General features: G+C 54.2%; 31 protein-coding genes. 14 read left to right on the plus strand and 17 right to left on the minus strand.

Annotation, left to right across the window (positions count from 1 at the left end; translation table 11 throughout):
- Window positions 1-177: 177 nt before the first annotated feature.
- From AC0TNJ_RS19860 to AC0TNJ_RS19870, 3 genes are all read left to right on the plus strand, one after another.
- Window positions 178-486 (plus strand): hypothetical protein, encoded by a 309-nt coding sequence (locus tag AC0TNJ_RS19860; RefSeq protein WP_473772153.1) that lies wholly within the window; start codon window positions 178-180, stop codon window positions 484-486.
- A 139-nt stretch (window positions 487-625) separates the two neighbouring features.
- Window positions 626-874, plus strand: coding sequence for a DUF982 domain-containing protein (locus AC0TNJ_RS19865; RefSeq protein WP_473772154.1), 249 nt, complete (start codon window positions 626-628; stop codon window positions 872-874).
- A gap of 741 nt (window positions 875-1615) precedes the next feature.
- The gene (locus tag AC0TNJ_RS19870) at window positions 1616-1825 is read left to right on the plus strand and encodes a cold-shock protein (RefSeq protein ID WP_100652643.1); all 210 of its coding nucleotides are present in this window, start codon (window positions 1616-1618) and stop codon (window positions 1823-1825) included.
- Between the two features lie 348 nt (window positions 1826-2173).
- Here AC0TNJ_RS19870 and AC0TNJ_RS19875 read toward each other — a convergent pair whose 3' ends face one another.
- The 6 genes from AC0TNJ_RS19875 to AC0TNJ_RS19900 all read right to left on the minus strand — a co-directional run bounded on the left by AC0TNJ_RS19875 (window position 2174) and on the right by AC0TNJ_RS19900 (window position 5598).
- Complete coding sequence (locus tag AC0TNJ_RS19875) at window positions 2174-2524, minus strand: hypothetical protein (protein WP_473772155.1); 351 nt, start codon at window positions 2522-2524, stop codon at window positions 2174-2176.
- The gene (locus AC0TNJ_RS19880; protein WP_473772156.1) at window positions 2524-2856 is read right to left on the minus strand and encodes a hypothetical protein; all 333 of its coding nucleotides are present in this window, start codon (window positions 2854-2856) and stop codon (window positions 2524-2526) included. The genes AC0TNJ_RS19875 and AC0TNJ_RS19880 overlap by 1 nt, the downstream gene beginning before the upstream one ends.
- The gene (locus tag AC0TNJ_RS19885; protein WP_166942101.1) at window positions 2853-3260 is read right to left on the minus strand and encodes a nucleotidyltransferase family protein; all 408 of its coding nucleotides are present in this window, start codon (window positions 3258-3260) and stop codon (window positions 2853-2855) included. Before AC0TNJ_RS19885 ends, AC0TNJ_RS19880 begins: the two co-directional genes overlap by 4 nt.
- The gene (locus tag AC0TNJ_RS19890) at window positions 3257-3499 is read right to left on the minus strand and encodes a hypothetical protein (protein WP_473772157.1); all 243 of its coding nucleotides are present in this window, start codon (window positions 3497-3499) and stop codon (window positions 3257-3259) included. Before AC0TNJ_RS19890 ends, AC0TNJ_RS19885 begins: the two co-directional genes overlap by 4 nt.
- Window positions 3496-3978 (minus strand): DUF7768 domain-containing protein, encoded by a 483-nt coding sequence (locus tag AC0TNJ_RS19895; protein ID WP_473772158.1) that lies wholly within the window; start codon window positions 3976-3978, stop codon window positions 3496-3498. The genes AC0TNJ_RS19890 and AC0TNJ_RS19895 overlap by 4 nt, the downstream gene beginning before the upstream one ends.
- A gap of 330 nt (window positions 3979-4308) precedes the next feature.
- Complete coding sequence (locus AC0TNJ_RS19900) at window positions 4309-5598, minus strand: hypothetical protein (RefSeq protein ID WP_473772159.1); 1290 nt, start codon at window positions 5596-5598, stop codon at window positions 4309-4311.
- Between the two features lie 178 nt (window positions 5599-5776).
- On the opposite strand from AC0TNJ_RS19900, the gene AC0TNJ_RS19905 reads away from it, so the two are divergent.
- From AC0TNJ_RS19905 to AC0TNJ_RS19920, 4 genes are all read left to right on the plus strand, one after another.
- A complete protein-coding gene (locus AC0TNJ_RS19905; protein WP_473772160.1) occupies window positions 5777-5956 on the plus strand; it encodes a hypothetical protein in 180 nt (59 codons plus the stop codon).
- 210 nt (window positions 5957-6166) lie between these two features.
- The gene (locus AC0TNJ_RS19910) at window positions 6167-7042 is read left to right on the plus strand and encodes a DUF6236 family protein (RefSeq protein ID WP_473772161.1); all 876 of its coding nucleotides are present in this window, start codon (window positions 6167-6169) and stop codon (window positions 7040-7042) included.
- A gap of 72 nt (window positions 7043-7114) precedes the next feature.
- On the plus strand, window positions 7115-7306 hold the full coding sequence (locus AC0TNJ_RS19915) for a hypothetical protein (protein WP_473772162.1): 192 nt from the start codon (window positions 7115-7117) through the stop codon (window positions 7304-7306).
- 127 nt (window positions 7307-7433) lie between these two features.
- A complete protein-coding gene (locus AC0TNJ_RS19920; protein WP_473772163.1) occupies window positions 7434-7646 on the plus strand; it encodes a hypothetical protein in 213 nt (70 codons plus the stop codon).
- Window positions 7647-7650: 4 nt separating this feature from the next.
- Here AC0TNJ_RS19920 and AC0TNJ_RS19925 read toward each other — a convergent pair whose 3' ends face one another.
- The 4 genes from AC0TNJ_RS19925 to AC0TNJ_RS19940 all read right to left on the minus strand — a co-directional run bounded on the left by AC0TNJ_RS19925 (window position 7651) and on the right by AC0TNJ_RS19940 (window position 9447).
- On the minus strand, window positions 7651-7983 hold the full coding sequence (locus AC0TNJ_RS19925) for a hypothetical protein (RefSeq protein ID WP_122003697.1): 333 nt from the start codon (window positions 7981-7983) through the stop codon (window positions 7651-7653).
- Between the two features lie 179 nt (window positions 7984-8162).
- Window positions 8163-8399, minus strand: coding sequence for a hypothetical protein (locus tag AC0TNJ_RS19930; protein ID WP_473772164.1), 237 nt, complete (start codon window positions 8397-8399; stop codon window positions 8163-8165).
- A complete protein-coding gene (locus AC0TNJ_RS19935) occupies window positions 8396-8587 on the minus strand; it encodes a hypothetical protein (protein WP_473772165.1) in 192 nt (63 codons plus the stop codon). The genes AC0TNJ_RS19930 and AC0TNJ_RS19935 overlap by 4 nt, the downstream gene beginning before the upstream one ends.
- The gene (locus tag AC0TNJ_RS19940; protein WP_473772166.1) at window positions 8584-9447 is read right to left on the minus strand and encodes a chitinase; all 864 of its coding nucleotides are present in this window, start codon (window positions 9445-9447) and stop codon (window positions 8584-8586) included. The genes AC0TNJ_RS19935 and AC0TNJ_RS19940 overlap by 4 nt, the downstream gene beginning before the upstream one ends.
- 143 nt (window positions 9448-9590) lie before the next feature.
- Between AC0TNJ_RS19940 and AC0TNJ_RS19945 the strand changes: the two genes are divergently transcribed.
- The 4 genes from AC0TNJ_RS19945 (at window position 9591) to AC0TNJ_RS19960 (ending at window position 12406) form a co-directional block, all read left to right on the plus strand.
- Window positions 9591-9791 (plus strand): hypothetical protein, encoded by a 201-nt coding sequence (locus AC0TNJ_RS19945; protein WP_473772167.1) that lies wholly within the window; start codon window positions 9591-9593, stop codon window positions 9789-9791.
- 128 nt (window positions 9792-9919) lie between these two features.
- Window positions 9920-10228, plus strand: a complete 309-nt coding sequence (locus AC0TNJ_RS19950) for a PepSY domain-containing protein (protein ID WP_473772168.1) — start codon at window positions 9920-9922, stop codon at window positions 10226-10228.
- Window positions 10229-10389: 161 nt separating this feature from the next.
- The gene (locus AC0TNJ_RS19955) at window positions 10390-10650 is read left to right on the plus strand and encodes a hypothetical protein (protein WP_473772169.1); all 261 of its coding nucleotides are present in this window, start codon (window positions 10390-10392) and stop codon (window positions 10648-10650) included.
- A gap of 682 nt (window positions 10651-11332) precedes the next feature.
- Entirely contained in the window at window positions 11333-12406 is a 1074-nt protein-coding gene (locus AC0TNJ_RS19960) for an acyltransferase (RefSeq protein WP_473772170.1), read from the plus strand.
- An 8-nt stretch (window positions 12407-12414) separates the two neighbouring features.
- On the opposite strand, the gene AC0TNJ_RS19965 is transcribed toward AC0TNJ_RS19960, so the two are convergent.
- The 5 genes from AC0TNJ_RS19965 to AC0TNJ_RS19985 form a co-directional block, all read right to left on the minus strand.
- Window positions 12415-12828 carry a hypothetical protein gene (locus tag AC0TNJ_RS19965; protein WP_473772171.1) on the minus strand — a complete coding sequence of 138 codons (414 nt, stop codon included), beginning with the start codon at window positions 12826-12828 and terminating at the stop codon, window positions 12415-12417.
- On the minus strand, window positions 12828-14201 hold the full coding sequence (locus AC0TNJ_RS19970) for a hypothetical protein (protein ID WP_473772172.1): 1374 nt from the start codon (window positions 14199-14201) through the stop codon (window positions 12828-12830). Before AC0TNJ_RS19970 ends, AC0TNJ_RS19965 begins: the two co-directional genes overlap by 1 nt.
- A 56-nt stretch (window positions 14202-14257) precedes the next feature.
- On the minus strand, window positions 14258-17242 hold the full coding sequence (locus AC0TNJ_RS19975; protein ID WP_473772173.1) for a phage tail protein: 2985 nt from the start codon (window positions 17240-17242) through the stop codon (window positions 14258-14260).
- A gap of 75 nt (window positions 17243-17317) precedes the next feature.
- Window positions 17318-17755, minus strand: a complete 438-nt coding sequence (locus AC0TNJ_RS19980; protein WP_473772174.1) for a DUF6950 family protein — start codon at window positions 17753-17755, stop codon at window positions 17318-17320.
- Entirely contained in the window at window positions 17727-18293 is a 567-nt protein-coding gene (locus AC0TNJ_RS19985) for a hypothetical protein (RefSeq protein ID WP_473772175.1), read from the minus strand. The genes AC0TNJ_RS19980 and AC0TNJ_RS19985 overlap by 29 nt, the downstream gene beginning before the upstream one ends.
- 79 nt (window positions 18294-18372) lie before the next feature.
- On the opposite strand from AC0TNJ_RS19985, the gene AC0TNJ_RS19990 reads away from it, so the two are divergent.
- Both AC0TNJ_RS19990 and AC0TNJ_RS19995 read left to right on the plus strand, forming a co-directional pair.
- Window positions 18373-18588, plus strand: a complete 216-nt coding sequence (locus AC0TNJ_RS19990) for a hypothetical protein (RefSeq protein WP_063882920.1) — start codon at window positions 18373-18375, stop codon at window positions 18586-18588.
- Window positions 18589-18651: 63 nt separating this feature from the next.
- Window positions 18652-19050, plus strand: coding sequence for a hypothetical protein (locus AC0TNJ_RS19995; RefSeq protein ID WP_473772176.1), 399 nt, complete (start codon window positions 18652-18654; stop codon window positions 19048-19050).
- A 173-nt stretch (window positions 19051-19223) separates the two neighbouring features.
- On the opposite strand, the gene AC0TNJ_RS20000 is transcribed toward AC0TNJ_RS19995, so the two are convergent.
- Entirely contained in the window at window positions 19224-19835 is a 612-nt protein-coding gene (locus tag AC0TNJ_RS20000) for a hypothetical protein (RefSeq protein ID WP_473772177.1), read from the minus strand.
- Window positions 19835-22252, minus strand: coding sequence for a tape measure protein (locus AC0TNJ_RS20005; RefSeq protein WP_473772178.1), 2418 nt, complete (start codon window positions 22250-22252; stop codon window positions 19835-19837). The genes AC0TNJ_RS20000 and AC0TNJ_RS20005 overlap by 1 nt, the downstream gene beginning before the upstream one ends.
- 14 nt (window positions 22253-22266) lie before the next feature.
- Here AC0TNJ_RS20005 and AC0TNJ_RS20010 point away from each other — a divergent pair, with 14 nt between their 5' ends.
- Window positions 22267-22611: a hypothetical protein gene (locus AC0TNJ_RS20010; RefSeq protein ID WP_473772179.1), complete on the plus strand. Its 345-nt coding sequence runs from the start codon at window positions 22267-22269 to the stop codon at window positions 22609-22611.
- Window positions 22612-22866: the final 255 nt, after the last annotated feature.

Here is a 22866-nt window from a genome sequence, read left to right on the forward strand (position 1 = left end):
GAGGATTGGTATGTAACGCGGCGCCTGTATCGGCGTGGCTCGCTTCGGCAGGCGCCACCTCGTCGGCCATAGATTTGGCCGGCGGGGACTTTGTGATTTGTATTAACGGCTAATTGCGCCCAAGGTTACCTACTAGTTGTGGGGGTTTCTACTAGCGTAAGCTAAAGGGAGACCAAAATGCCTTTTTTTAACGAAGCGAGCCGCATATATAATCCCATCGAAGTGAATTTCATGCGCAGCTGCTTCAGTAACGCAGCAATCATTCTCGAAGAGAGCGACAAAAACTATTCCCCCTCTGAATTAGCGTCGAGAATCATCATGCTATATGAGAGCGGGTTAAGAGACCAATCGTACATTTGCGAGTTGTCCGCCCGTTTAGCACACCAGAGATATCTGGCACGCCGTGGCAAACTTCCAGCTTCAAACGACAATGGAAATATGCCGACCACGTCTTTGGCTCCTGCAGAATATGATCCGCTTGCATGACGCGGAACAAAATCTCACAGGCGCCGTTTCATACGAGGCAATGACACTGCCGAGCGCCATAAATTCGCCTATTAACGAAATTTGGCGCAGCCCTGCCTAGCTCGTCCCTTGGCAGGGTGCCTTTATTTGGGAGGGGAAGATGGCTTGGGGAAAACCAGTCGACGTCGAGCTTTATGGAATCGGGAAGTATCGGGTTGTGCCAGATACATCGACAGCCGCGCGCTGTCTTTTGAATGACTGGCCAGAAGATGCCCACGGCAAGGAATACGAGGAAGCACTGCAGGCTTGTCTCGCTGATTTGGAAGGGCTGCCGAATACCGCCAGAAAATCGTTTGTCAAAGCAGCCAAGGCAGCCGGGCTTACAATCCGACCCTGCCAGTGGCACTAAGATCGTTCAGGCTATCCGAGACGCTCTGAACGACAGCGCGAGGCAAGCACGAGCACTCCGTCTGCCAAGCGCGGCCCGTCAGGTCGGTAGATTTGTCGGGCGTAAATTTGAAGCATTTGCCCCAATAACCATTCGCGTGGAACAAAACCGCCACTTTCCTGTTAAGCCGAAACCCAAAAAGGCCTAGGCTATGACAGAACCCAAAAACCATCGTAATAATGCACGGCGAGCATCTCGCGGAATACCAGGATCTCACCAGTCTGCAGAGGCAATAGCCCAATCTTTAAAAGCGCGCTTGATAAAGGCCTTTTCAACTGAGAACCAGGATCAGTTTTCAGAGCTACTTGCACGGCTAGAGCAGGCTGAGAAGGGCGCCACCCTATTCCCCGCGCGCTCTTCGTCCCGGGACTTTTCTAGATCCGAAACTAAATTCCGCAGTCAAATTGACATCTAATGTTTGAAGGGCAAACCCCTTGATCTAAATTCGAAATCATTATTTCCCTGTAAAAACAACGGAAACATTAAATTGGGTAAGTATTTTTTCATTCAACTTAACCATATCGAATTAATAATTTGACAAAATCACTTAACATCGCTAAAAGACGGCATCGATATTTTCTTGCTGAGCTTTGCTTGCTGCACGATTAGCGCCGTGCGATGAACGAAAAATCCCTTTTAAAAATCGTTTCGTCTCTGCGTTTTTTAAACGCGTCTATCAATATTACTTTGAAAGGGGTTCCAATGAACACTGGCACAGTTAAATGGTTTAATGCAGCAAAAGGCTTTGGTTTCATTCAGCCTGAAAACGGCGGTTTGGATGCGTTTGTTCACATCTCCGCTGTTGAGCGAGCAGGTATGCATACGCTCAGTGAAGGCCAGAAACTGACTTATGATCTTGAACAGGATCGCAAGTCTGGAAAAATGTCCGTTTGTAATTTGCAGGCGGCTTGAATGAAGTTTCTTCTTTCTAGTGACCACGGATGTACTGGCACAATTGGAAGAAGTTGACTTTTGGGGTCGGGCTATTGCCCGACCTTTTTTATTGCTCGGCAAGGGAGCCAACACGAAAGAGAGATTAAAATGAATAACCATGAAGAGAATCTCGGCCTTACCATTCCGAACACTAACTTTAGCGTGGTGAAACATGCTGTTGCTACGCAGCGCGATATTGAAGACGCGCACAAACAGATGTTATCCCCCTCGGAAGATTGGACAAAGCTTTCCAATATACTTAGGCGGTCATGCGGGGGCTCATCGCGAAAACGTTCTTTTCGTAGATAAGCACCCTTAGGATGCGCGTTACTGGCTACTTTTTCTTCTCGTTTCCAACGCTTTAAGCCTCTGCGCGAAGTATATGATCTTGTTAAGGTCATACATTCGACTGGCCGCGTCTTTCTCTCCGAACCGATAGCACGCCTTGAAGATATTGCCGAGCGCGAATGACATGCCTTTGTGCTCGATCAGGTCGTTTAGCTCGGTCGCGTGAGGAGGTAGCTCGTAGTAGCTTGTGCTGCCGCCGTCGGAGGTGACAGGCGCTGCGGCTGCGCGTAGCCCCAAGTCGGTTAAGTGAATCGGTTTTGGCATGGATTGCTTGCTGGAACCCAGTTCGCCTCGAGCAATCTCGCGGTCAATTCGTGCGTCTGGAACCATTAGACTTCCTCCCTCACCTCCCGCTTCGGCTCTTCGAACTTCTCAGTCACCGGCCCGCCCGCAAGCAGACCGCGCAGCGCCGATAGCTTATCGCGAACAAGTGGACGAAACCGACGCGCCGCAAACGGCGGGTTGTCGTAACCGAACTGCGGACAGATGCCGCGATCAACGCCTTTCAGGCGAACGCCGAGGAAGTTGCCCTGCGTGTAGTGTTCGAACGGGCCAATCCAGGCGATTTCGTAAATCTCGCCTTCCTTGATCTCCAGGAACTGCTCGAACCCGACGGAGCTATCGATGCAGACGACCTTCTGGCCTACGTGGAAGTTGGTCATGGCGCCTCCCCGATCATTTCGAGGGCTTTTGTATAGCGCACCCGATGTTCCTCATCGTCGCCATATGTGCGCAGATTATCGCGCAGGTCTGCGATTTTGACCGGCCGCGCGATAGGGTTAGAGCAGGCCCTTTTAACAAACACGAAGTAGTCTTCGTCATCGCGACGGGTGATCGCGTTCAGAGCGAGTACGATGTCGTCGTCAAAGCCAAACGAATAGATATCGTTCAGCGACGTGTTCGTGTGCTCAATCATGTCGTGCATAACAGCGAGGATCTGCGTTTCGCGCGTCTCCTGAGCCATCATGACGCGCAGCGGATGAAGAATGTACGGATCGCCGTTGTCGCTCTTCTGGTCCATATGCGCCGCTGCCGCTACCGCAATTGCTGTTTCAAGGTTACTCATGATTTTTCTCCTGCAAGGATGGCGGCCTTTATAAGGTGTCGATGTTTACGAAAAGCACCCGTTTTACCGTCAGGATAACCAACGATCGAGCCGTAAGTGCCAGCCACATCCGCGCAACGCTGACGCTCTGCGAGGATGGCGCGGGCGATAGCCAAGACGTTAACCTCGAACGATCCGAAGTTCACTTCGCTATCTGCTACTGTTCTGGCGGTCGCCATGATGTCTTCTGGAATCGTCACGCCGCATCCCTCCAAGCCCCTAACCGCCGAAATTCTACCGGCACGCCATGGCTGCACGCTCGCGCCGTTCCTTCCGCCATGCCTCGACTCATACCGAAGTCTTCATAGACAACGCATTTCTCCGCCACGCGATACCATGCAAGGCCGGCCTCGATGCCGAGTTCACGTTCATCTGGCCGCATATCATCCAGCACTTGCGTGTGCAGTAGATGACTCGCAATCGGCGCTTCGCCCCGGCGCAAGCTGTCCTGAAGGCAAGCGCGAGCATAATTGGTGTTGCGCGCAACGTCGCCACTATAAGGGCTTTCGATGATGACGAGAGGCTTGCGTGCCGGTTGTGGGGCAACTGGCACCGGGGGCGGCACAGGAATGTCGCACATGTAAAGCTCACCCGCCCGTAGGACGACTTTCGTGTTTGCGCCTACTGGCCATCCTTCAACAGCCGCTCGTGCGGCGCGGTCTTCTGCTTCTTCAAGCATGTTCTCTCCTCGTGTTTGTGGTGAAAGCGCCGCTTGGTAGGCGGCGCGGGGGTTAGTATCGCGGAAGGCGATTGCGCAAACGGGCGGAAGGATCATGTGGGATTCCGATCCATCCGATTTGGAGCTCAGTGTATCCGCTGAAAATGTCGTTCTTGAACGCAAACCACCACTCACGCCAGTTAGGCCGTCTTCGCCGTTGCGATGTACGCACAGCCACTGTCGCAACGCGATGACTGTTGCGAATGGCGCGATAGAGCTCCTTCACGAACCCGGCGAAAAATACCAGAACAACCAGCCCACCGATAACCGTGAGGGCGGAAACAAGGATAATCAAGCCACCCTCCTCTCGCTCGCCACATTATCATTCGCGGGCTGATACTTCGTCTGCGCGCCATCCATCATTGCGACACGGACGCGGCTAATCTCACCGAACAGCCGGTGATAACTGATTGCCTGCATTGAGCGCCCCGATAGGAAGCCAGAGCCGAAATGCCATGCATCTTGCGGCGTCGGGGTCTGGTGCGATTCTGAAATCACCCCGTTTCCTTCCGTGGCGAACTTGCTCGAATGGTGAATGTGGAAGCCGTGAATATATCGGTGCTTTGTCGCGCCCCAGTCTTCGGCTCGACGATGCGCCATAATGCTGGCCATGTCCTTTAACTTGACCGTATGGCCATGAGTTGCACCGAGAAGGACGGCACCGAAGCGGAACCAGAAGAACAGCGAAGGATCAACATCGACCGTGACGCGATGTTCGTTGCGATACCAGGCCAGCAGGAAATATGCGACGGCCACAGAGGCGTGCTCGTCATGATTGCCGGGCAGGATTCGGACAGTAACGCGCGAATGTCGGCGAAGGTTGGCATCGACCGCTTTCACGATTAGACGGCACGCGGCCATGAGGACTTTCTGATAGCGTCCGTCAACCTGAAGAACGTTGCCAGAGCGGGCCGTCTTATTCTCATTATTATCGCTGTGAAGCAGATCGCCCCCGCCAAGCACGATGGCCTCTCCGCTCGGCGGCGTTCTGGCTACAAGATCCTCGATTGCCTCACCAATGACTTTCTCGCCAATTTCTAGATCCCAGTTAATACCGGTCTCTTTGCCCCAAGAAAAAAGGCCGAGATGCAAATCAGCTAACGGCGTTAGCGTAAGGAGGTCAGTGTTTGCAACGGTCGGCGCGGGCTGCGGCTTTGCTGCTGGCTGCCAGCCTTCGAATGCGGCCTTGAGGGTTTCGGCGATATCCACCGCCAACGGCTCCTCGCGGGTTTTAACCCACTGCTGCATAAGCCGGCCTTGCGCATCGACAAGAGCGGAAACGCCCTTGACCGAATGCCCATCCGGAACATTGAATTGATCGCCAAGGTCAGGACGCTGCTGGATGAAGTCGCCGTTCGGCGTATTGCTAACCTTGGCGATACGAAAGCCCGGCAAGACAGGACTCGTGCCCAACAGCCCAATTTCAGCGGCCCGCTTGATGCTCTCATGGAATGCCGACTTCTTTATGCCTAGCGCAGCGGCAGCCTTAATCAGCGTGCCGTGATCGCGGTAAGCCTCCGCGCGCCGCAGGAGTTCTTCGTGTGAAAGGCGCGCACCCGCGCCCTGTCTGTCATGGGACATACAGTCTCCTCGTGTTTGGTTTGGTAGCCGACTCGCGGCGCGGATTGGTCGTCCGATAGTAGAAAGAGAATGAGTCTCGAGATGAGATGTCAAGCGGGAATAAGAAAGACACCGCGTAACCTTCAGGCAAGGTTCATCTCCCAGCTTCCGTTTTGAGGATATGGAAGAGGGGTAATCAATGAACGAAGACCGGAGGCGTGAGCGCCGTGGGCGCCCGAAGAATCCTGTTGAAAAGCTCAGTATTTCCATTCGGTTGGAAGCGGAATTGGTGCGCCGGATACAAGCAACTGATCCCAACTGGCGTGAGAATATTGCCGATCTGGTCAGGCGGGAATTTCAGTTAGAAGATACGAAATGACCGGCGCCGTCCTGGTAACCGTGGTGAGCGGCGCAGAAGGAAGGATGGAATGTCTCGATAAATGTGGTGTTAATGAGTAGGTTTATTCTTTCGATTACGAGTGAATTGTAAGAAGCGCCCGCGGGAGGGCAGCGATGAGCGGTAACCAATTTTTTGGTTGAGATGCGGTTGCAATTACTAAAAATAACCTTGCACTGGCGGAGGACTAACGTGGGCGAATCGAAGCACAGAAAAGAAAATGATAAATTTTACGGTATACTTCCGAAGAATGGCTTGGGGTTGGTCGTAAGCCCGCCAATAAATATTAGAGGCAGTTCAATGGAGATATCTTCCGGATTGGACCCAGATTTACTGCGATCCCAGTTACTGTTTTGGGATCGTCTCGTTTGGCCCACCAGCAAAGCAATCTTTATTGCAAGTGGGCGCGACGAGCAATTTCTAGAATCATGCCATATATTGCAGCGACCAGAATACTCGGTTTTCGGAACCGGGGGGCGCTTATTGCTTCAAACCAACATCAACGCTTTTAACGATTTAGAATCAAAAGAACCGGGCCAATGGGCGATGTCGCAAGGTCAAGGTTCGCTAAACTTGCTAGATGAACAGTTCACCTATGGCCGAGGAACTCTCGTTAGAATTTTCAATTCGATTCCAGTACCCGACAAGGAGGTTCCTCTTCACGACGTGCTCGAATTTAAATCGAAACGGTTAGACGAACTTCGCAGGCTCAGAATTGAGATTGATGAACTATACCAAAATATCGCGAACGCAAGGGATTCAGACGCGGCCTTGCAATCTGCCCTGCGCTCGGTGGAAAGTGCAAGTTCAGATGCCATTCGCGTGGCTAAGGAAACAAAGTTTCCATTTAGACTTTCCGATTGGGAGATAAACCTCTCCGCCCCAATAGAGAATCTTATTGCCGGAGCCCTAGCTTTTGGTGGTGCACTAGCTGCTGGCCAACCACCGACATCAGCAATAGCTTTAGGTACAACGGTGTCTATTGGAAAGTCGATTGCTCGAAAAGACGTATCGGAACATAATCGTGCTTTCAATTACATTACTTCGATACATAAGGAATTCCTTTAACCCCTCCCCGGCGTCGTCGTCCTCCCCACCGCGAGATATTGCCGACGCCCCGCCCACCAGCTACAAGCGCGTATGATTTCAATTTCTTGGTGGGTTGCCGCCCTCGTCTATATGTCAATCTACTGGCCGATTACCGTGATGATAGCGGCGGCTATAGTCATAACGGCATTCTTGGGTACGAAGAGCGCGGGCTGGCGCGCCTTCTGGAGCGGCCTGGCAATCCTGATCGTGGCGCCGGTGATCTGGTTCTACACGCTTGCATAAATAAGAACTCCGGCTGGCATGCACGCCTCCCTGCCGTCATCCGCATAAATCATTGAAACGCTGCAAGTCCGTATAGTAAGTTAAGCATCTGGGCAGGGCGTGATTCATTTAGGTAGGAGATTCGCCCATGTCGCCGAAGCTTAAAGCCGCCCTCGTCGGCGCAATCATTGCTGTCGTTGTAGGCTTCGCAGCGTCGCAAGGCTTGATCAGTCAGCAGACGGCAGTAGAGATCAAGGCGAAGACCAACGAGGTTCTGGCTGAGGAGCCAGCCACCACCCCTCAGCAGCCAGCGCCCACGGAGGCCTCGCAGCCGCAGCCTACCGCAACTCAAGGGCAATAGTCGGTTACGTCCTATTCCTTGTTTTAGGCTGCATCAGATTATCAATCCGCTCGGTAAGCCCATCGATGCGGTGCGCCACGCTTTCGATGGCCCGCATGATCTGGGACGTCTGTTCCTGCATACCTGCCTTCGTGGCGAACGTCTCTGCCGCGCGCAGCTTGTAGTCGGAAAGCTCCTGCCTCGTGAGTGAGGCAAGAGCCGTTGCAGCTTCGGCTTTCGCCGCATTGCGGGCCTCGGCTTTCGCGATCTGGCTTTCCACGTACTTCCATAGGCCGAACAGAAAGCCCATCAGCATCACGATAAAGCCGACAACGGCCATGATTTCAGCGCCGGTCATCCAATAATCCCCCTTGCTGCCACGCCCAGCCACAGGCAGGCCAGCCACATTCCCGCCCTCACGGCCGCACCCCGCACAGTTTTTCCAGTTTGGTGTTCTCTACGAGGATCTGGCGCTTCGTACCTTCGGTCAGGCTATCCTCAACACTCGGGCGGACAGGCCGCGCCACGTCGCAGTAGCTACCGGCGGTCACGCATCCACCGAGACAGAGCAGCGTCAACATCACCGCCGCCAAGCTTGCTGGTTTCATCTTCGATCTTCCTTGCTTTATTGGTGACTTTCAGCCGGTCGGCGGTTGCGCTTGTGGCGTTGTCCGCCCTACCCTTGAGGTAAGCGCCCGCCAGAATCGCAAGGGCCGCAGCGATTGCCACGGCCCAGCCTGTGAGTTTGGAGCGCAGGAATAAGAGCCAGGTCATGTCGGCACTCCTGTCAAAATAAGCATGCGCTGCTGCCCTGTGAGCGGCAGCAGGTAGCCGTCGCGTGTCTCGGTAGCATCGCAGACTGTGAGTTTGGCGTTGTCCCACTGCTGCGAGCCGTTATCGATCCGCACTGTGGCCGTTCCCGCGTCGGTGTCATATTCAATGGCAATCCTTGTGAGGCTCACGCCACCATCCTCTTCAGTTCCAGCCTGCCGCTCTTCCAGAGCCAGAAGCCCGCTTCTGCTGCGACCAGTAGAAGCGCGACTGTCGCGAACGCCCATGGGTTCGACACCGCGCCGATAAGGCCGGTAACAAGCGTGCCGCCCGTGCCGGCAACGATCGTCTGCACGGTCTTGTCCTGCAGCAACGGCACGTCGTCAGGCTTGGCGTCTTCCGCCTTGGCAGGTTTCATTTCTCGAGCTGCCACGAGGCTGTCGAGGAAGTTGCGGTAATACCCCGCAATCAGGCCGGCCTTATCGCTGCCGTTGACGATAGCGCGGGCGCCTTCTGGGTCTTCCTTGCCGCCGCCGAAAAAGTCAGCCAGCCTCTTGCCAGTGAACTTTCCGTTGATCATCCCGTCGAACAGGATGCGGATAGCCGTGGCCATCTCCAGCGCGGCGTCGGGGTGATCGCCAAGGCCGTACTTCTTATAGTTGTCTTTGCCGGTGATCTGGGCCAAGGCGCGACCGCGGTATAACCAGCCGTCGTTCGGTCGGGTGTTGCCCATGCGACCGCCATAGACCTTGTTCGCCAGAGCTTGCGGGTTGCGGACATAAGGCTGGGCGCTCTGCACAGTGGAAAAGCGCGACGGCCATGTCTTCTTTATTTGCGCATCTGTCGTGTAATTAAGGTTTTCTTCGATCGGCTGCATCTTGCCGCCGGTCTCGTGGAATGCCGTTGCGAGCACATAAGCCGTCTGCTCGTCTGGCAGGCCTCGACGTTCAGCTTCAGCCAGAATTGCCGACGTGCCGTCGACTTGCGCCTGGCTCAAACGCCCGCCAAAAGGCGCGCGCCTCGCATACGCGAAGAACGTTGTTTTGTTCATGTGGATATCCTGTAATGGAGTTGGCAGCTCGATCAGTGCTATGCGCGCACGGTTCGTTCTGAGGCGTAATGCCAATTGATCGAACGGAAGCGCCGCCCGTTCGTTATTGCGGTGCCGTTAATCTGACCGTCGGAGGAATGGCTATGATTAGAAATGGTTTCGACATGCGCCGGGAGAGCGACATGACGTGGTGCGTCTATGACGTATTCAACGGCGAGGTTGTCTCTATCGAGGGCCACAAACAGTCCGGTCTCAGCGAGAGTGATGCCAAGGAGGCTGTCGATTTGCTGAACCGGAAGTATATCGAGCGCCACCAGGAATGCGGGTCTGGTCGACTGCCTTGAAGACATCACGGGATCATGCGCTTTGTTAGCGTAATTGAGCCACAAGCCAATGTTCACTGGCGACGAGGCGCTGTACAAAGCCGCCGGAAATTGGCGGGCGATATGAACCACTGAATGTTGGATGGACAATGTACAAACCTGCAGCTTTCGCAGCACTGATAACCGTATTGGCTTCCGCTCTTCCTGCTCATGCACAGAGCATAGAAATCGGCCCGAACGGCATTCGCTTACTAGAACCCGAAAGCGATCGCCCGCGATATCGCGAAGGTATCAGCGAACGACGTGCAGCACGCATCGCTCAGAGAGAAGGTATGGACGAAATCGACAGCGTATCACGTCGACGCAATGTCTACATCGTCCGCGGAGTTGACCGTTACGATGATGAAATGCGGGTAGTCATCGACCGGTATTCCGGCGATGTACTGCAAGTTCGCTGACAGATAGCCCCGGCTTGTTCCGGGGTTTTTCTTGAGGATTTTGTCATCGGTGGGTTGCCGTGTGAGCAAGCAAGGGCCATTACCGCCCAATCTTCTCCAAGACAAAGGTAATCCACCAAATGCTAGTAAGATGGTCCGGCTTCGGAATGGTATCGGTTTTTGTGCTGATTGCAGGGATGCTTGGAGCGACTTTCCTTCTGCGCCCATTTTTCATGCAAACCATGGCGCTTCATCCAGCCGCTTACGTCGCCAACGGTATCGGCCTAATCATCGGCGCTGCTGGAAACCTTTTGCTGGTTGCAGTTTTCAGAAAATTTTCCGCCGAAACGTATCACAGCTTCATGGGAATTAGCATGATTGGTTGGTCTGTCATCGGCGCCGTTGGTGGGGCTGCGCTCGCGGTTTACGGCTGGACACTGTAATGCGCCGCGCCTGCTGGCACGGATTTATCCATGGTCTTTCCTTTCGGATTGTTAGAAAAGCGCGCTTGTCAGAATTTTGCGCAAATATGCGCGCTTAACCGTGGGTAGAATTGCAAACCTCGGCCGCGCCGCTATACGGGTATCCTAGGCAGCCCAAGCAACTGCCTGAAGTGCGGAAGGTGTGAGAGGGGCGCGCACCTTCCGATCCCTCCAGTAAAGCCGTCCCGCTTTACGAATGCTTGGAACTTTTAGTGCTTGTCTGTACCCACATCCCAAGCATCAGAAGTTCCAGCATAACCCCGGCCTCTGTGTAGCCCCCGCTATTAGTCGGAGGTCGGGGCACCCATTCGGCAAAGAAAAGCCATCTCGGCGCTATTCTTGACAAAACAAGTGCTAAGCTCGAATGGTATTCTCATTGTGGTGCTTCCACCGTTCACATACTGAAAAGGCGCGTGTCGTTTTGAATGAACTTCTGCTTTCTGTTGCCGGTACAGCGTTAACAGCGATAGTCATCTGCGGCGCTATTTGCTGGAAATGCCAAGCCAAAAACGACCAGCCTGATGATAGACTTGACGATGTTTGATGGATGGCTTTTAAACCTGCTTGGCATAGCTGCCCCTGCGCTCCTTGGCGCGCGACGGGATAACCCGCCACGCCAATCGGCAGAGAAATAGTTGCATCAGTGGGCGGCATCGTTCAGCCATTGCATGCCCATGGGGAGAAAATGGGACGGGAAATATCGCTAGACTTTGCTAGGGCAGTAGCCATTCTTTCAGTGGTACTGATGCACAGCGTCGACAATGCTTATGCCTTAATGCCTGGCTTCGAAGTTGGATCAGCTCCCTGGTATGCGTTACAATTGGCACGAGCGCTGGGAAGGCTTGGGGTACCTCTGTTTTTTATGATATCGGGCGCGTTGCTTTTACACCGATCAGGCGACACGATAAGCTTTTATCGAAAACGAATACCGCAATTTGTAGCAATTTTATCCCTTACCCCAATAATCTATTATTTTATCGTCAAAAAAATAATAAGATCGGATCAGCAATCTCATTTGACCAATGCGTTCCATGACTATACTGGAGACGCATACCAATTGTGGTATTTATATGCCATAATTGGCATTTACATTATTACACCAGCTACTAGGACAATTATCCAATCAAAAAGAAATGATATAATCGCAACTATATGCACCATTCCGATCGTTTTCAATTTTATCCCAACGACGTTGAAACTGCTTGGATCAGAAATATATATTCCTTACATTGCGCTTGAGTTTACAGGCGCTTATTTCTTCTTTTTCATAGCCGGTTACGTTTTGTATCACAACAAGCTACTACATAAAGTTTCAGTACATATATTATCGGCGGCTCTCTTAATATCAATATTGATATGGGTACTCGCGAAATATTATACTGAAAATTATGTTCGCGACATGGGCGAAGATGTCATGTGGTATACGAACATATTCTGCATAATCCCATCTATTGCAACATTTGAACTTTGCAGAAGGTCTTCAATTCAGAAGAAGTTTATTGACGCGCTGAGCTTATCCAGCTTTTCTATATTCTTATGGCACCTAATTCCAATATATGCGATCAACGCGTTAATTCAGGGACGTGTGATCAAGCTGGAAGGCTTTACCTATTTCACGATTTACTTCGTTTCCATGATGGCCGGAGGACTAATTTTCGGACTAGCGGTTTATTATGCGTTTCGAAACATACCTATCGGTCGAAAGCTGGTGGCTTAGATGTTGAGCTAAGTGGGCCATTCCAACACCGGCAATTCGGCTATGAAATCTTCAACGCTCGGCTGCTCGCGTTCTCCGCTCTGCACCTTGTCGAGTTCGGCAATTGCGTAAAGCCATACGCTATCGCGCCACGCGACAAATGACTGCGCGTCAGTAGCCCATCCCGGCACGGTCGAATTGACGTAGCTCGCGAGCGTTGCCCCGCTGTCGTACTGCTTCTCCTGCGCCTTGCTATCAATGTGAGCCTGAATTTCAATGCGGTAAACATCAATCGAGCTTAGGCCGGGATGACCGGTTTGCGGCTCACCGTTCTCAACCGGGACGGTCTTCATCGGCGGGGCAATACCCAGCGCCGTAAAATGTCGAGGATGCCCCTTTTTCCCGATTTTTGCGGTATCGACAATTTGTTGCGTGGCTGACATTACACATCTTCCTTTTCACGTTCTGGGATGAGTAATCCGGTCATTGGATCGCAGAATTCATGCGTTTTGATGAATGGATCAGCGCGTTCCGCCTTCACGTGCCACGATACTTCGTCGTTGCAGGCGGGATTATTCACGGCGAAGATTGAGACTTTTCCGTCCACTACCCTGCCAGCGCGAACCTCGGTTTCTCCATCGAGATTGTTTGGCTTCAGCGGAATTGCGTTCTGTGTCAGCGCTACGAACGTACCGGGCGACAAATTGCTTGCGCTATCAATGTCCACTTCCGCTACGCCATCAACCAGACGAACGGTTCCCCAGAACTCAACACCCGCTTTCGGTGCCTCGGTGGACATGAAAACAAGGTCTTTGTTGTACGGGTCGTTTGGATGATCGAGGAGGAACGACTTGCTGCCCGCCGTGAACGCACCCGGGACATTAGCGTTACCAATGTGAGTAAAACTGAATGATGCCCCAGTTGAGCCAGAGACAACATCGATAACCGCCTGCATATTAACGCCGACAGCTTCCATCCCCTTGAATGAAGCAAATAGCTGCCCAGTGCCCACCCGACTGAGAAGCACAGGTGCATGGTTGAATGTTCCTGCTGCGGTGTTCTGACGGGGGTTGGAGGCATTTACGGCCATCCATTCGGAAGACGGTACGGATATTGTAACAACACCAGAAAACATCGGATATGACGAATTGGCCTTCGCGTTCAATGCCGTCTGTGTGGCGGTACTGATCGGCTTACTGACGTCCGATGTGTTATCGACATTACCCAGCCCGACAGCGGCTTTATTCAGCGTTTGCAGTGTCCCGTCAGCCCGCACATACTGCGAACTGTTGCCAGCCGCGAGCGCCAGCAGTGCACGGCCAAGGGTGCCAAGGTCAGACTGTTGAGCGTTACCGCTGCCGTCAGTGGTGATAGCCTTGTTAGCCTCCAGCGTCAGCGCCGCCAGTTTGCCAAGGCTGCCGTTCGGGTCTTGAACCAAATTGGCCAACTCGTATTCACCAGTTGGCCCGCCTACAGGTACCTTGCCTTCCTCGACGCCCAATTCTGCAATATTCGACAGAACACCATTGCCGAGCAGTTCAATGAGCGTCGTCGTCTGGGCGGTCACACGTGCGCCATCCGGCAAATAGCGCGCCCGGTATGGCGCGTTTGTCAGGCTCGTGCCGGTCCACGGTTCGGTCAGGGTCAGCGAAGTGTTGCTATCGACGCTGGCAATGATTGCCGTCAGGTTCTGGATTTGCAGCGTATCGCCGGGACGGAAATCCGCTGTCGCGAACATGGTCCCGGTGCCGGTAACAGTCGTTGAACCAGCCGCAAGCGTTATCGTCCCGGTCACATAATCGGGCAAAACAGCCATGAGTTTACCTCCCCGCGCTGTCAACGCGGTTTCTTTCGGTTAGATTTTGATGATGGTCAGCGCTTCCAAACGAGCGCCCGGATTGTCCCGGAGAACGCGCTTACGATGGGAATACCGGTGCCCGCATAGCGGAGTTCGTAATTATTGTTCCCGCTGACCGCGCTCGTGTCGATCATGGTGATGTAGTCTGAGAATGTCGCGCCATTGGACGAAGGCGATTGCGCCGAGGCCACCGTTACCCCAGTAGTGACATTGATCAGACTGATGGTGACAGACGAGTTTGACGAGCTTGTCCACGTGATCGACCAGCCGAAAGTGATCAGACAGGTATTCCCCTGCGGATTGATCGTCAGAAGACTGCAGGCCGGGGTGTTCTGATTGCCGGGGTTGGGTGATGATCCAGAAGCATTGAAGACTTGTGTCACAGACCCAAAGTCCAGATTGCTGGTTTTCACCTGCAAGTTGCCAATCTTCGCGGAAGTGATTGCAGCATCCCCGATTTGGGCAGTGCCGATCTGGACATTGACGATCTTCGCCCAATCCATGACGAAGCCTTCGCCGTACATAACGTTGTTCTGGATAACGAATGGCTTGAAGAACTCGGTGCCGTTCGAGAACACGATCTGTTCGGCTATCAGGGCAATACGCGCCTGGGTGCTTGTCACATCAAGGAAGAGGCCGGCGCTCTTGTAGCTATCGGTTGTTCCACCGCGCACTTCCATGCCAATGCGGGAGTTCCAGCCGCTCGGTGCCGCATAAGTCCCCATACGGAAAGTCGCGTTCGCAGACACTTCACCGATATTGGACGATAGCTGGGTGATGAGGTTGGCTTGCGCCGTAACATCCTCCTCGACGCCATCAACGCGGACTTGCAGCAACTGAATAATGCTTGCCCCGGTATTGTCCCAGAGCTGGGCATTAATCCGTGTCAGCTGCTGGCCAATGGCACTATTCGGACCCGTGGCAACGATGATATCCTCCTGCCACATCGCCTGCGCATTGCCAAAGGTGCTCGATAGCTGGCGGGTCAGACGCTGGATATCCGAATAGTTGCTGTTGTGATTGTCCGCTGTCAGGGTAGCAAGTTCTTCGGCCTGCCGGATCAATTCGCGAACCTGCGGCCCGATCCAGCCGAGATAACCCTTCAGGTCATCTGCCAGTCCTTCGTAGTCGATAGGGTTCTGGTCGCCTTGGGCGTTCAGGGTGCGGAACGGTTTTGCCGCCGACCAAGCAACAGACCGGCCATTATCGACGCGCAAACGCGTGCGCACAAACCAGTCTGTGAGCGAAGTCAGACCTTCGACCAGAAGGACATTCACAACGTCCCAGGTGACGAACCTCTTGAACACCTGGCTCGGATCGTTTGCGGGCCAGTATTCGATATCAACACCGACCACCGAGATATCATCAATCGTATCCCAGAGCAGCCGCGCACCCGGCAACTCTCCAGCGCCGTCTGCCTTGACGATTGTCGGGATAACATCGAAGTTCTGCACCTCGGCCAGATACTGCGGTGGCGGCACCACGATAATCACAGGCGGATCAGTTTCGTAAGCCGTCGGGTCAAAAACGCCATTGCTGATTTGTTGCAACGCAATCGAGATGTCGCGAGCACCCTCCGTATTGATCCCGCCAAGCTGCCGCGTCAGAACCTGATATGTCCGGTCGCCATACTTCGCACTATTCCAGCGAACCCACCGGCCTTCCTTGATCGTATCTAGGAATTTCGGATGAACGACGATTTCCGCCGATGCCTGATAACGAGCGCCACGAATGGCAATATCAGCCAACCTGTCCACCTGCCGCACATCGGTGACGGCAGCGTAAGGAATGGCGCTGGCAAGCGTTTCCCGATCTTCGGCCAGAGCCCCTTCATCGATACGGGTAGCCGCGTCCTTGGTCTCGTAGAAATCTTCCGGCGAGACATAAGAGGCAGCAACTGTATTGATGAGTTCCGTACGCTTGCGCTTGGCACTGAAACGAAGCGGTGCGCCGCGCTTGATGTCAGCATCTGTTATCGTCGCGACGATGGCCTGCGGAGCGCCAGCAATCGGAAATTCGCCGTCAACACGCTCAACCCACGACCCGCACATGGCTTCAAGGATCGGCGTTAGGTTGGCGTCGTGATTTGCGCCGGGGCCATCCTTGGCAATTGCGTGTGCACGATAGCGCTTCGAACCGTCCGACATGATTTCGTCGCAGATGTTCGCAGCCTGGGTATATTCCGCCAATGGCAACCGGCTTGCACGAACGGCCTTGCCGACCATGCGCTGAGTGCCGTTGAAAAAACCGCGTTCCAGATTGTAAATCTGCACGGGCGGATTATCGGAATATTCCCAAGTGCTCTGGTCATTCCAGCGATGCGCGCCTGATCCGCCCATCGTGCTGTCTTTGCGCCAGTCATAGAGCGGCGCACCGACGACTTCGAACAGCAGTTTTGCCGGCGAGGTCAGGCCATCGCCGTTCTTGCGAAGCTCGGAAAACACGACGGCATAGGCAACGCCTGCACCACGATGGTTCGCAGTCCAGCGGCCAGCCGGGCGGGCATTGTTGATCAGCGTGGGCTCTGCCTGCTGATCCATCGTGCCGTAGAAGAACTTGACGCGGACGTTATCATGATCATCGCCGCTCGTTCCTTCGTTCGGTACAAGCCAGTAGCCATTGGCGTCCTGCTGGCTCAAAATGCGCCATTGGCCGTTATAGCGGACACGTGGAACAGCCGTGATGCGGAAGCTCGACAGGACGAACACGTCCTGTATCAGACGCCCGCCGCTGCCGTAGCTGTTGCGGTAAATGTGATGGCCTTCAGTCGCGCAGGTACCGAGAATGACCGAGCGCGGGATATTGGCGCCGTACTGGGTTTCCAGTTCCGATGCGCGGCTCTGGGTCTTCGGAGGGAAAAGCGCATTGACCGCATATTTGAGTGCGATGCCGAAGGCTGTCTGCGCGATACCGGCGAGGATCGGGCTTGCAGCAGCCCATGCGGCCACGCTCGACACAAGACCGCCAATCGCGGTGAAGATAGGCGCTAAAAATGGCATGCGACAGCCTCAATCGGGCGCAACAAAAAAGGCCCGCTGCTGACGGACCTTCAAAGGCGCAAATTGTCGAAGTGGTTACAGGCCGACCTTGTAGGCCTGCTCGATATCGGTCACGGACAAGAACGTAAGCCCATGCGGCTGTTTCACCGCGAAGCCGGAGCCGCAAATGAACCCGGCCACATATTCGTCATTGATGATCATCACGCCGACATCTCCCCGGCGGGCAGAAAGCCGGTTGACCGGCTCAAGCTGGAGATAGGTTTCCAATACGTCCTTGACGTTCTCGCAGCCATTGGCGCGCATCTTCCGGGCTGCCCCGGCTTCTGTCTTGTACTTACCCCGAAACTCCGCAAGCGGGTCTTCGCCGGTTACGGCCTTGATGGCATCTGCGGCCGTCATGAGGCAGTCCGAAACGCCCCATTCCGGCGCGATCGAGACATGAGCCGTTGCGAGGTCTTCCAACGCCCGATCCCAACCGGGAACCCTAACCGAATTTGATTTTGAAGAACTCATTCTTTATCCTCGCGGCGTATTCGAAAAGCATGTCACCGGGCGACACAAGCTGCTGGTCCTCATGCGAGGCGTAGCGGTAGCCCTCGCGGAAGTTGTCGACCGCGCCCGTTTCAATGTGGCCTTCTAACCAGACCTCATCGCTTTCTTCGCGGTGGTCGATGTAATCGACATAGCCGCACCAGGTCGGTTCGGCATGAAGGAAAGCGTTGTTGTCTGGGTCGAAATAGAAGTCGTAGAACGTGACAGGTCGATTTTTATAATCTTCTTGCTCGATCAATCCGAGTTTATCCGGCGTCAGGCCGAAGTCGGCGGCAGCGGGCAAGCGCATGGTTACTGGTTGGGCCGCTGTGCCAAGCGCGTACATTGGTTCGTCAATGTCGATGATGGTGTTACCGTGATAGGTCAGGCCACCATAATCGACGCTTCCCTTGCCTGAGAAAAAACCATAGGTGCCGGTGCCGAACTCGAACTTTACGGCAGATGCGATCTTGCCCCTGCCCTCGTTGAGCAGTTGCTGTAGACGTGCAGGAAAGGCCATGAGTTACCGCCAAGCCATTGAAAGGGTGGATTCAACCGCGCCCAGCTGATATCTGGCCGGCATGATTAGAAGCGTTTGCATGTTGATTGTCGGTTTTGGCGCCTTGATCCAAGGCGTTCTTCGCCTGGGAAATCCTGCCCAGGCAGTAGAAAAAACGGGCTGGCTGTATCAGCAGTTCGGTGACCAAGGCGTGGCTATCGGCATGATCGCCATGGGTGCCGTCGCATTGGTCATAGGGGCCATTATGTTCAACAACACCTGGATTCGTGCTATTCGCGCTCGGCGACAGCGGTAGGGCGTCTCGACTTCCGATTGCGACTCGGCTTTGATGTTCGCGTTAACAACGGGAGGCGTGATAATGGATGAGCCAAAAAATATCGTAGAATTTAAGCAAATGTCGGGTCGGATTCTCGGCTCACTATATGCAGTCCATCCGCGAGCGATTTTTATAGACCCCGAGTCTTTTTTCGATGGCGACATTTCGGATGACGAAGACACCCTATTCTATGACACCGTATCCTATCTCTCGGAAAACGGATATTTGACCAAAACAGATAAAAATTCGCACATCAGACTTAATGATCGATCTTACGCTATTTTAGAGAAACCAGACCCGTTGGCGCCTAAAGAGCCGATTGGCAAGACGCTGTCGGTGTGGGCTAAAGAAGCAACATCGGAAACCGCTAAGGCAGGTTTAACACAGGCTGCCGGTGCCGCCCTCACTATGCTCTATACTCTCTTGAAAAGCGGCGGCTGACTTCATTTTCATTCCGGCTCTACTAAGCGATATGCGGTTGAGAGAAATATAAACGCCGTCGAATCTCGAATGGACAACGCCGAGATATTTACCCCCGGTCCATGCCGTTAAGATATCGGAGTGGACCCGTATTTCTATTTCGGCATATTCTGGCTTAGGCATCCACTTTCCTTTTACTTCGGCACCTCAATGAGCTGAAAAGACGCATCGGGAAACTTGCCTTCGCCAATTTCCCATGTCCGCGGCATGAGCCGCATATTCATCACAGGATTCTTGAACCTGACAGTGGCGCCAACTGTGATGTAAGACGGCAGAAATGGCTCAACTTTCACCTGCACGCTCGTGCTAGCCGCTGTAGCGTCGGCAACAATGCGGGCGATAAAGTTGTAGTCGCCAATCGTGAAGCCCACCAAGTCGCCGTTCGTCAGCTTCAGCCCCACTGCGACCGCGTTTAATGTAAGTGTATTGCCGTTGATCGCGCCCAAGGTTGCCGTACCGCCAATCGCCGGATTGTTCGCGTCGCCCCAATAGGCTTGAGGAATGCAAACATGCTTGGGCGTATAGTGCACCGTCACCTGACCGCCGCGGCACCGATCGATGAACGCCTCGAGCCTCTGGCGGTGCGCGTTCGTCATCGCTTTTATTTTCGCCGTCCACGTCCAGAACGGATCGCCGTTCTCAATGGCAGAAATCGCCCGATCCCCGTACTGAGACATTGAGACCGGGCGGTTCAGGACCGGGAAAGTCGGCTGATATCGAAGGCCAGTCGGAAGTAGTTCAGCCATTACTTTGCCAGCCCTCTTGAGTTTACCTGCCGCAGATCACGCGCGGTCCGGACGGCACCCGACTTATCGTAGGAAGCCAGCCCCTGCTTGACGTTGCGCTGCGAGATGCGTTCGACCTCGGCCTGCCAGTTGCCGTCGCGATCCACAAAGACACGAACATCGGCAATGCCGGCTTGGGCCTGCTGCGACGCAGCAGATGAGCGCAGGATAGGCATGGATGGCGCGCGCAAAGGTGAGCCGCCGTCCTTCAGCCCGATAACATGGCCGCTATTGATGGCTTCCAGCAAAGCACGGTTGCGCTTTGTGGCGGCGGCGTTAACGACGAATTCCTCGTCGCTCAGCATCGCCGGGATTTTATCACCACGCGGCCCGCCAGGACCGCGAACAATTCCACCGCCTGCGCGCTTTACCGGTCCACCGTTCTTGCGAAAGATGCCCCCCAGAGCGCCAAATAGGTCGAAGCCGCCCTTGTCGGTATCGAAGATGTTCGCAAGGCCGATATCGATTAGCTTTTGTGCAATGCGGCCAAGAGCGTTCGCGAAAATCTCAGCTGACTTTGCACCGTTTAAGAAATCATCAGCAATCCCACCGACGAGGTCTTTTTGGAAAGCCGCCATATCCTCGGCGGTCTCCTCGATACGGTTTTGCGCTTCGGCAAGTTTATTTGCCTCGGCACTTGCAAGCGCCCACTGGTCTGCGGTCTGGGCAATCTGCGCCCGCAGTTCTGGCGTTAGCGCCACACCCGCCTTTTGCGCCGCATTGAGCAATTCCTGCTCTGTGCGCGCCTTCTCCATGGCATAGCCATAGTCGTTGATCAGCGGGTTGATCTGGCGCTGTGCTTCGGTCTCTGCGACAAGGGCGGCTGTGCGGTCGGCGATACGTTGAATGTCGCTGTCGAAACGCTCGGCGGGAGTTTTCTTCGTTCGACCCTTCTTCTTATCGTCTGGTGTGGTGGCGATACCGCCGCCGTAGCCCGATGGGGTCGAGGCGAGGATTTGCTGAGCCTTTTTCTGCTGGTCCTCTAACTTGCCAACAGCCAACCCGAGGGCGTCTGCGTTTGCCAGTGCCTGATCGGCGGCATATTCCAGCGGTTCAAACTTGAGCCCGGTTAGCTTCCGAAACCCCTGAGCCCGCGCATTAGCCGCCGAGAAGTCCGCATCAGCTTGTGCGTAAGCCGCTTTGGCGGCCTCGAGCTGCAGACTGATCTGCTTGACCAGTTCAGTCTGATACTGACGAGAAGCAGAAGCAGCGCTCTCTAGCGCAACCTTGTTTCCATCGACGGCTTCGCTAAATGATTTGGCAGCATGGTCGCCCGACGACATATTGTTGTATAGCAGGTAAACCGCCCCAGCAGCTGCGCCTGCAAGAAGGCCAATCGGACCCAGAGAAGCACTAAATGCAGCAACAACACTGGTTCCGGTGCGCAGTGCGGTCAGAAAAGAACCCAGTGCGACGACAGCCTGACCAATCCCGACAACGACGCCAGCAATCGCCCGTCCAGTGAAGGCGGTAATCAGTACAGTTGCAAACGCTGCGACGACGTCGGCAATTTCCTTGAAATTGTCGGCCACGTACTGCAGCGCCTGAACCAACTGCGCACTAGCGCCGGCCGACTTGTCAGCGTTTCCGATGTAGGCCGTGAATTCATTGTTCAGCTGTGTGAATGCGTCAGCAATCGTTGCGTTAGTCGCTTTGAATTGCGCTTCAATGGGTTTCTGAGCATTCAGGATAGCCTTGAAAACACGATCGGACGTCAGCTTCCCATCGGCGCCAAGCTGCTTCAAACCTGCGATCGTCGTCTTAAACTCGTCCGCAATCGCCTTCGCGATCACTGGCGCGTTTTCACGTAGGGATCGCAGTTCGTCACCTTGCAGCACGCCCGATCCAAGCGCCTGACCAAGCTGGAGGATGCCAGCAGCTTGTTCCTGTGCCGATGCCCCGCCTGCCTTAAAGGCTTTCGAGACAAGCGACGTCGCCAAAGCAATCTCGTCTTCAGACTTGGCTACTGCGGAGGCCGATCTGATCAGCCGAGCATACAGGTCAGTATAGGCTTCAAGACTTGTTCGGGCTTCGTTAGCCCCGTCCTTCAATTCATTCAACGAGCGAGCGCCGACGCCCGCGGCGGTCGCTGACGATCGAATGAGGTTACCGGCCTGTGTCCAAGCATCCGCATACTGCATCAGCTCGCGCGTACCTAACGCGGCAGTAATGCCGGTCAAAGGGGCCGCGAGGTCTCGCATCGTGCCTTTGCCAAGGTTTCCAAGTGCCGCATTGATGCGCTGTACGCTGACATCTGCAGACTTCTCCATCTGGCGCATCTGCCGCGTGAACTGCCCACGCTGCCGATTGATGGCGTTTTCCAATCGCTTGAAATCGGCTGAAAATTGAACGACAAGAGATTCAAGGTTGGTTGCCATGGCAGGGAGGCTCCATGAGAGTATGTTTTTTGGTGATTGCTGCCGCAGTTATGGCAAATCCCGCGCAGGCTAATGAGCAGAACGATGCGTTCGCGCGGGCCGCTCTGGAGTGCTGGAACCCGCCTGCTTCTTTGAAATTGGCAAGCAAGATTGTTCTCTCTGTCGAACTGGATAAAGATGGGGATTTGTCGGATGTGACTGCCAAAGAGTTCCCGAAAGACGGGATTGGAAAGGCTGGCGTGGAATCGCTCAGCCGGGCCTTACAACGATGTGCGCCTTACAAGTTTCCGGGCGGCACATATACTTTGACCATCGATCCGAAGGCCAAAGGCGCAAAGTCGCTGAATCCGTTTAAGTAGATTTGCGGCGTCACTTTACCAATCATGCCGACACGAGCCATACTCCTTTGCGAGGAGGAAGATCTATGAAAGCGATAACTACAGTTTGCGTAGCAATGTTGGCTTTGTCCGGTTGCGCCAGCAATCAGGCATCGGACACGGCGAACAAAGAACTAAGATGCCAACAACTGCTTAGCCGGGCCAACTATGCTGGAATACTGGAAGCTGAACGCGCTCAGGCGCAGGCTGAAGCGACACAGTTGGGTTGCTACTAGA

Source organism: Ochrobactrum sp. PL_is483, from assembly GCF_055816855.1.

Bases quoted from the DNA above. Each gene is read 5' to 3' on its own strand.
- AC0TNJ_RS19945 (WP_473772167.1), top strand. From the start codon at position 9,591: ATGATTAGAAATGGTTTCGACATGCGCCGGGAGAGCGACATGACGTGG.
- AC0TNJ_RS19860 (WP_473772153.1), top strand. From the start codon at position 178: ATGCCTTTTTTTAACGAAGCGAGCCGCATATATAATCCCATCGAAGTG.
- AC0TNJ_RS20010 (WP_473772179.1), top strand. From the start codon at position 22,267: ATGAGAGTATGTTTTTTGGTGATTGCTGCCGCAGTTATGGCAAATCCC.
- AC0TNJ_RS19925 (WP_122003697.1), bottom strand. From the start codon at position 7,983: ATGACCGGCGCTGAAATCATGGCCGTTGTCGGCTTTATCGTGATGCTG.
- AC0TNJ_RS19980 (WP_473772174.1), bottom strand. From the start codon at position 17,755: ATGAGTTCTTCAAAATCAAATTCGGTTAGGGTTCCCGGTTGGGATCGG.
- AC0TNJ_RS19990 (WP_063882920.1), top strand. From the start codon at position 18,373: ATGTTGATTGTCGGTTTTGGCGCCTTGATCCAAGGCGTTCTTCGCCTG.
- AC0TNJ_RS19875 (WP_473772155.1), bottom strand. From the start codon at position 2,524: ATGGTTCCAGACGCACGAATTGACCGCGAGATTGCTCGAGGCGAACTG.
- AC0TNJ_RS19985 (WP_473772175.1), bottom strand. From the start codon at position 18,293: ATGGCCTTTCCTGCACGTCTACAGCAACTGCTCAACGAGGGCAGGGGC.
- AC0TNJ_RS19915 (WP_473772162.1), top strand. From the start codon at position 7,115: ATGATTTCAATTTCTTGGTGGGTTGCCGCCCTCGTCTATATGTCAATC.
- AC0TNJ_RS19905 (WP_473772160.1), top strand. From the start codon at position 5,777: ATGAACGAAGACCGGAGGCGTGAGCGCCGTGGGCGCCCGAAGAATCCT.
- AC0TNJ_RS19930 (WP_473772164.1), bottom strand. From the start codon at position 8,399: ATGACCTGGCTCTTATTCCTGCGCTCCAAACTCACAGGCTGGGCCGTG.
- AC0TNJ_RS19900 (WP_473772159.1), bottom strand. From the start codon at position 5,598: ATGTCCCATGACAGACAGGGCGCGGGTGCGCGCCTTTCACACGAAGAA.
- AC0TNJ_RS19965 (WP_473772171.1), bottom strand. From the start codon at position 12,828: ATGTCAGCCACGCAACAAATTGTCGATACCGCAAAAATCGGGAAAAAG.
- AC0TNJ_RS20005 (WP_473772178.1), bottom strand. From the start codon at position 22,252: ATGGCAACCAACCTTGAATCTCTTGTCGTTCAATTTTCAGCCGATTTC.
- AC0TNJ_RS19885 (WP_166942101.1), bottom strand. From the start codon at position 3,260: ATGAGTAACCTTGAAACAGCAATTGCGGTAGCGGCAGCGGCGCATATG.
- AC0TNJ_RS19870 (WP_100652643.1), top strand. From the start codon at position 1,616: ATGAACACTGGCACAGTTAAATGGTTTAATGCAGCAAAAGGCTTTGGT.
- AC0TNJ_RS19940 (WP_473772166.1), bottom strand. From the start codon at position 9,447: ATGAACAAAACAACGTTCTTCGCGTATGCGAGGCGCGCGCCTTTTGGC.
- AC0TNJ_RS19995 (WP_473772176.1), top strand. From the start codon at position 18,652: ATGGATGAGCCAAAAAATATCGTAGAATTTAAGCAAATGTCGGGTCGG.
- AC0TNJ_RS19975 (WP_473772173.1), bottom strand. From the start codon at position 17,242: ATGCCATTTTTAGCGCCTATCTTCACCGCGATTGGCGGTCTTGTGTCG.
- AC0TNJ_RS19895 (WP_473772158.1), bottom strand. From the start codon at position 3,978: ATGCTTGAAGAAGCAGAAGACCGCGCCGCACGAGCGGCTGTTGAAGGA.
- AC0TNJ_RS19920 (WP_473772163.1), top strand. From the start codon at position 7,434: ATGTCGCCGAAGCTTAAAGCCGCCCTCGTCGGCGCAATCATTGCTGTC.
- AC0TNJ_RS20000 (WP_473772177.1), bottom strand. From the start codon at position 19,835: ATGGCTGAACTACTTCCGACTGGCCTTCGATATCAGCCGACTTTCCCG.
- AC0TNJ_RS19880 (WP_473772156.1), bottom strand. From the start codon at position 2,856: ATGACCAACTTCCACGTAGGCCAGAAGGTCGTCTGCATCGATAGCTCC.
- AC0TNJ_RS19865 (WP_473772154.1), top strand. From the start codon at position 626: ATGGCTTGGGGAAAACCAGTCGACGTCGAGCTTTATGGAATCGGGAAG.
- AC0TNJ_RS19950 (WP_473772168.1), top strand. From the start codon at position 9,920: ATGTACAAACCTGCAGCTTTCGCAGCACTGATAACCGTATTGGCTTCC.
- AC0TNJ_RS19970 (WP_473772172.1), bottom strand. From the start codon at position 14,201: ATGGCTGTTTTGCCCGATTATGTGACCGGGACGATAACGCTTGCGGCT.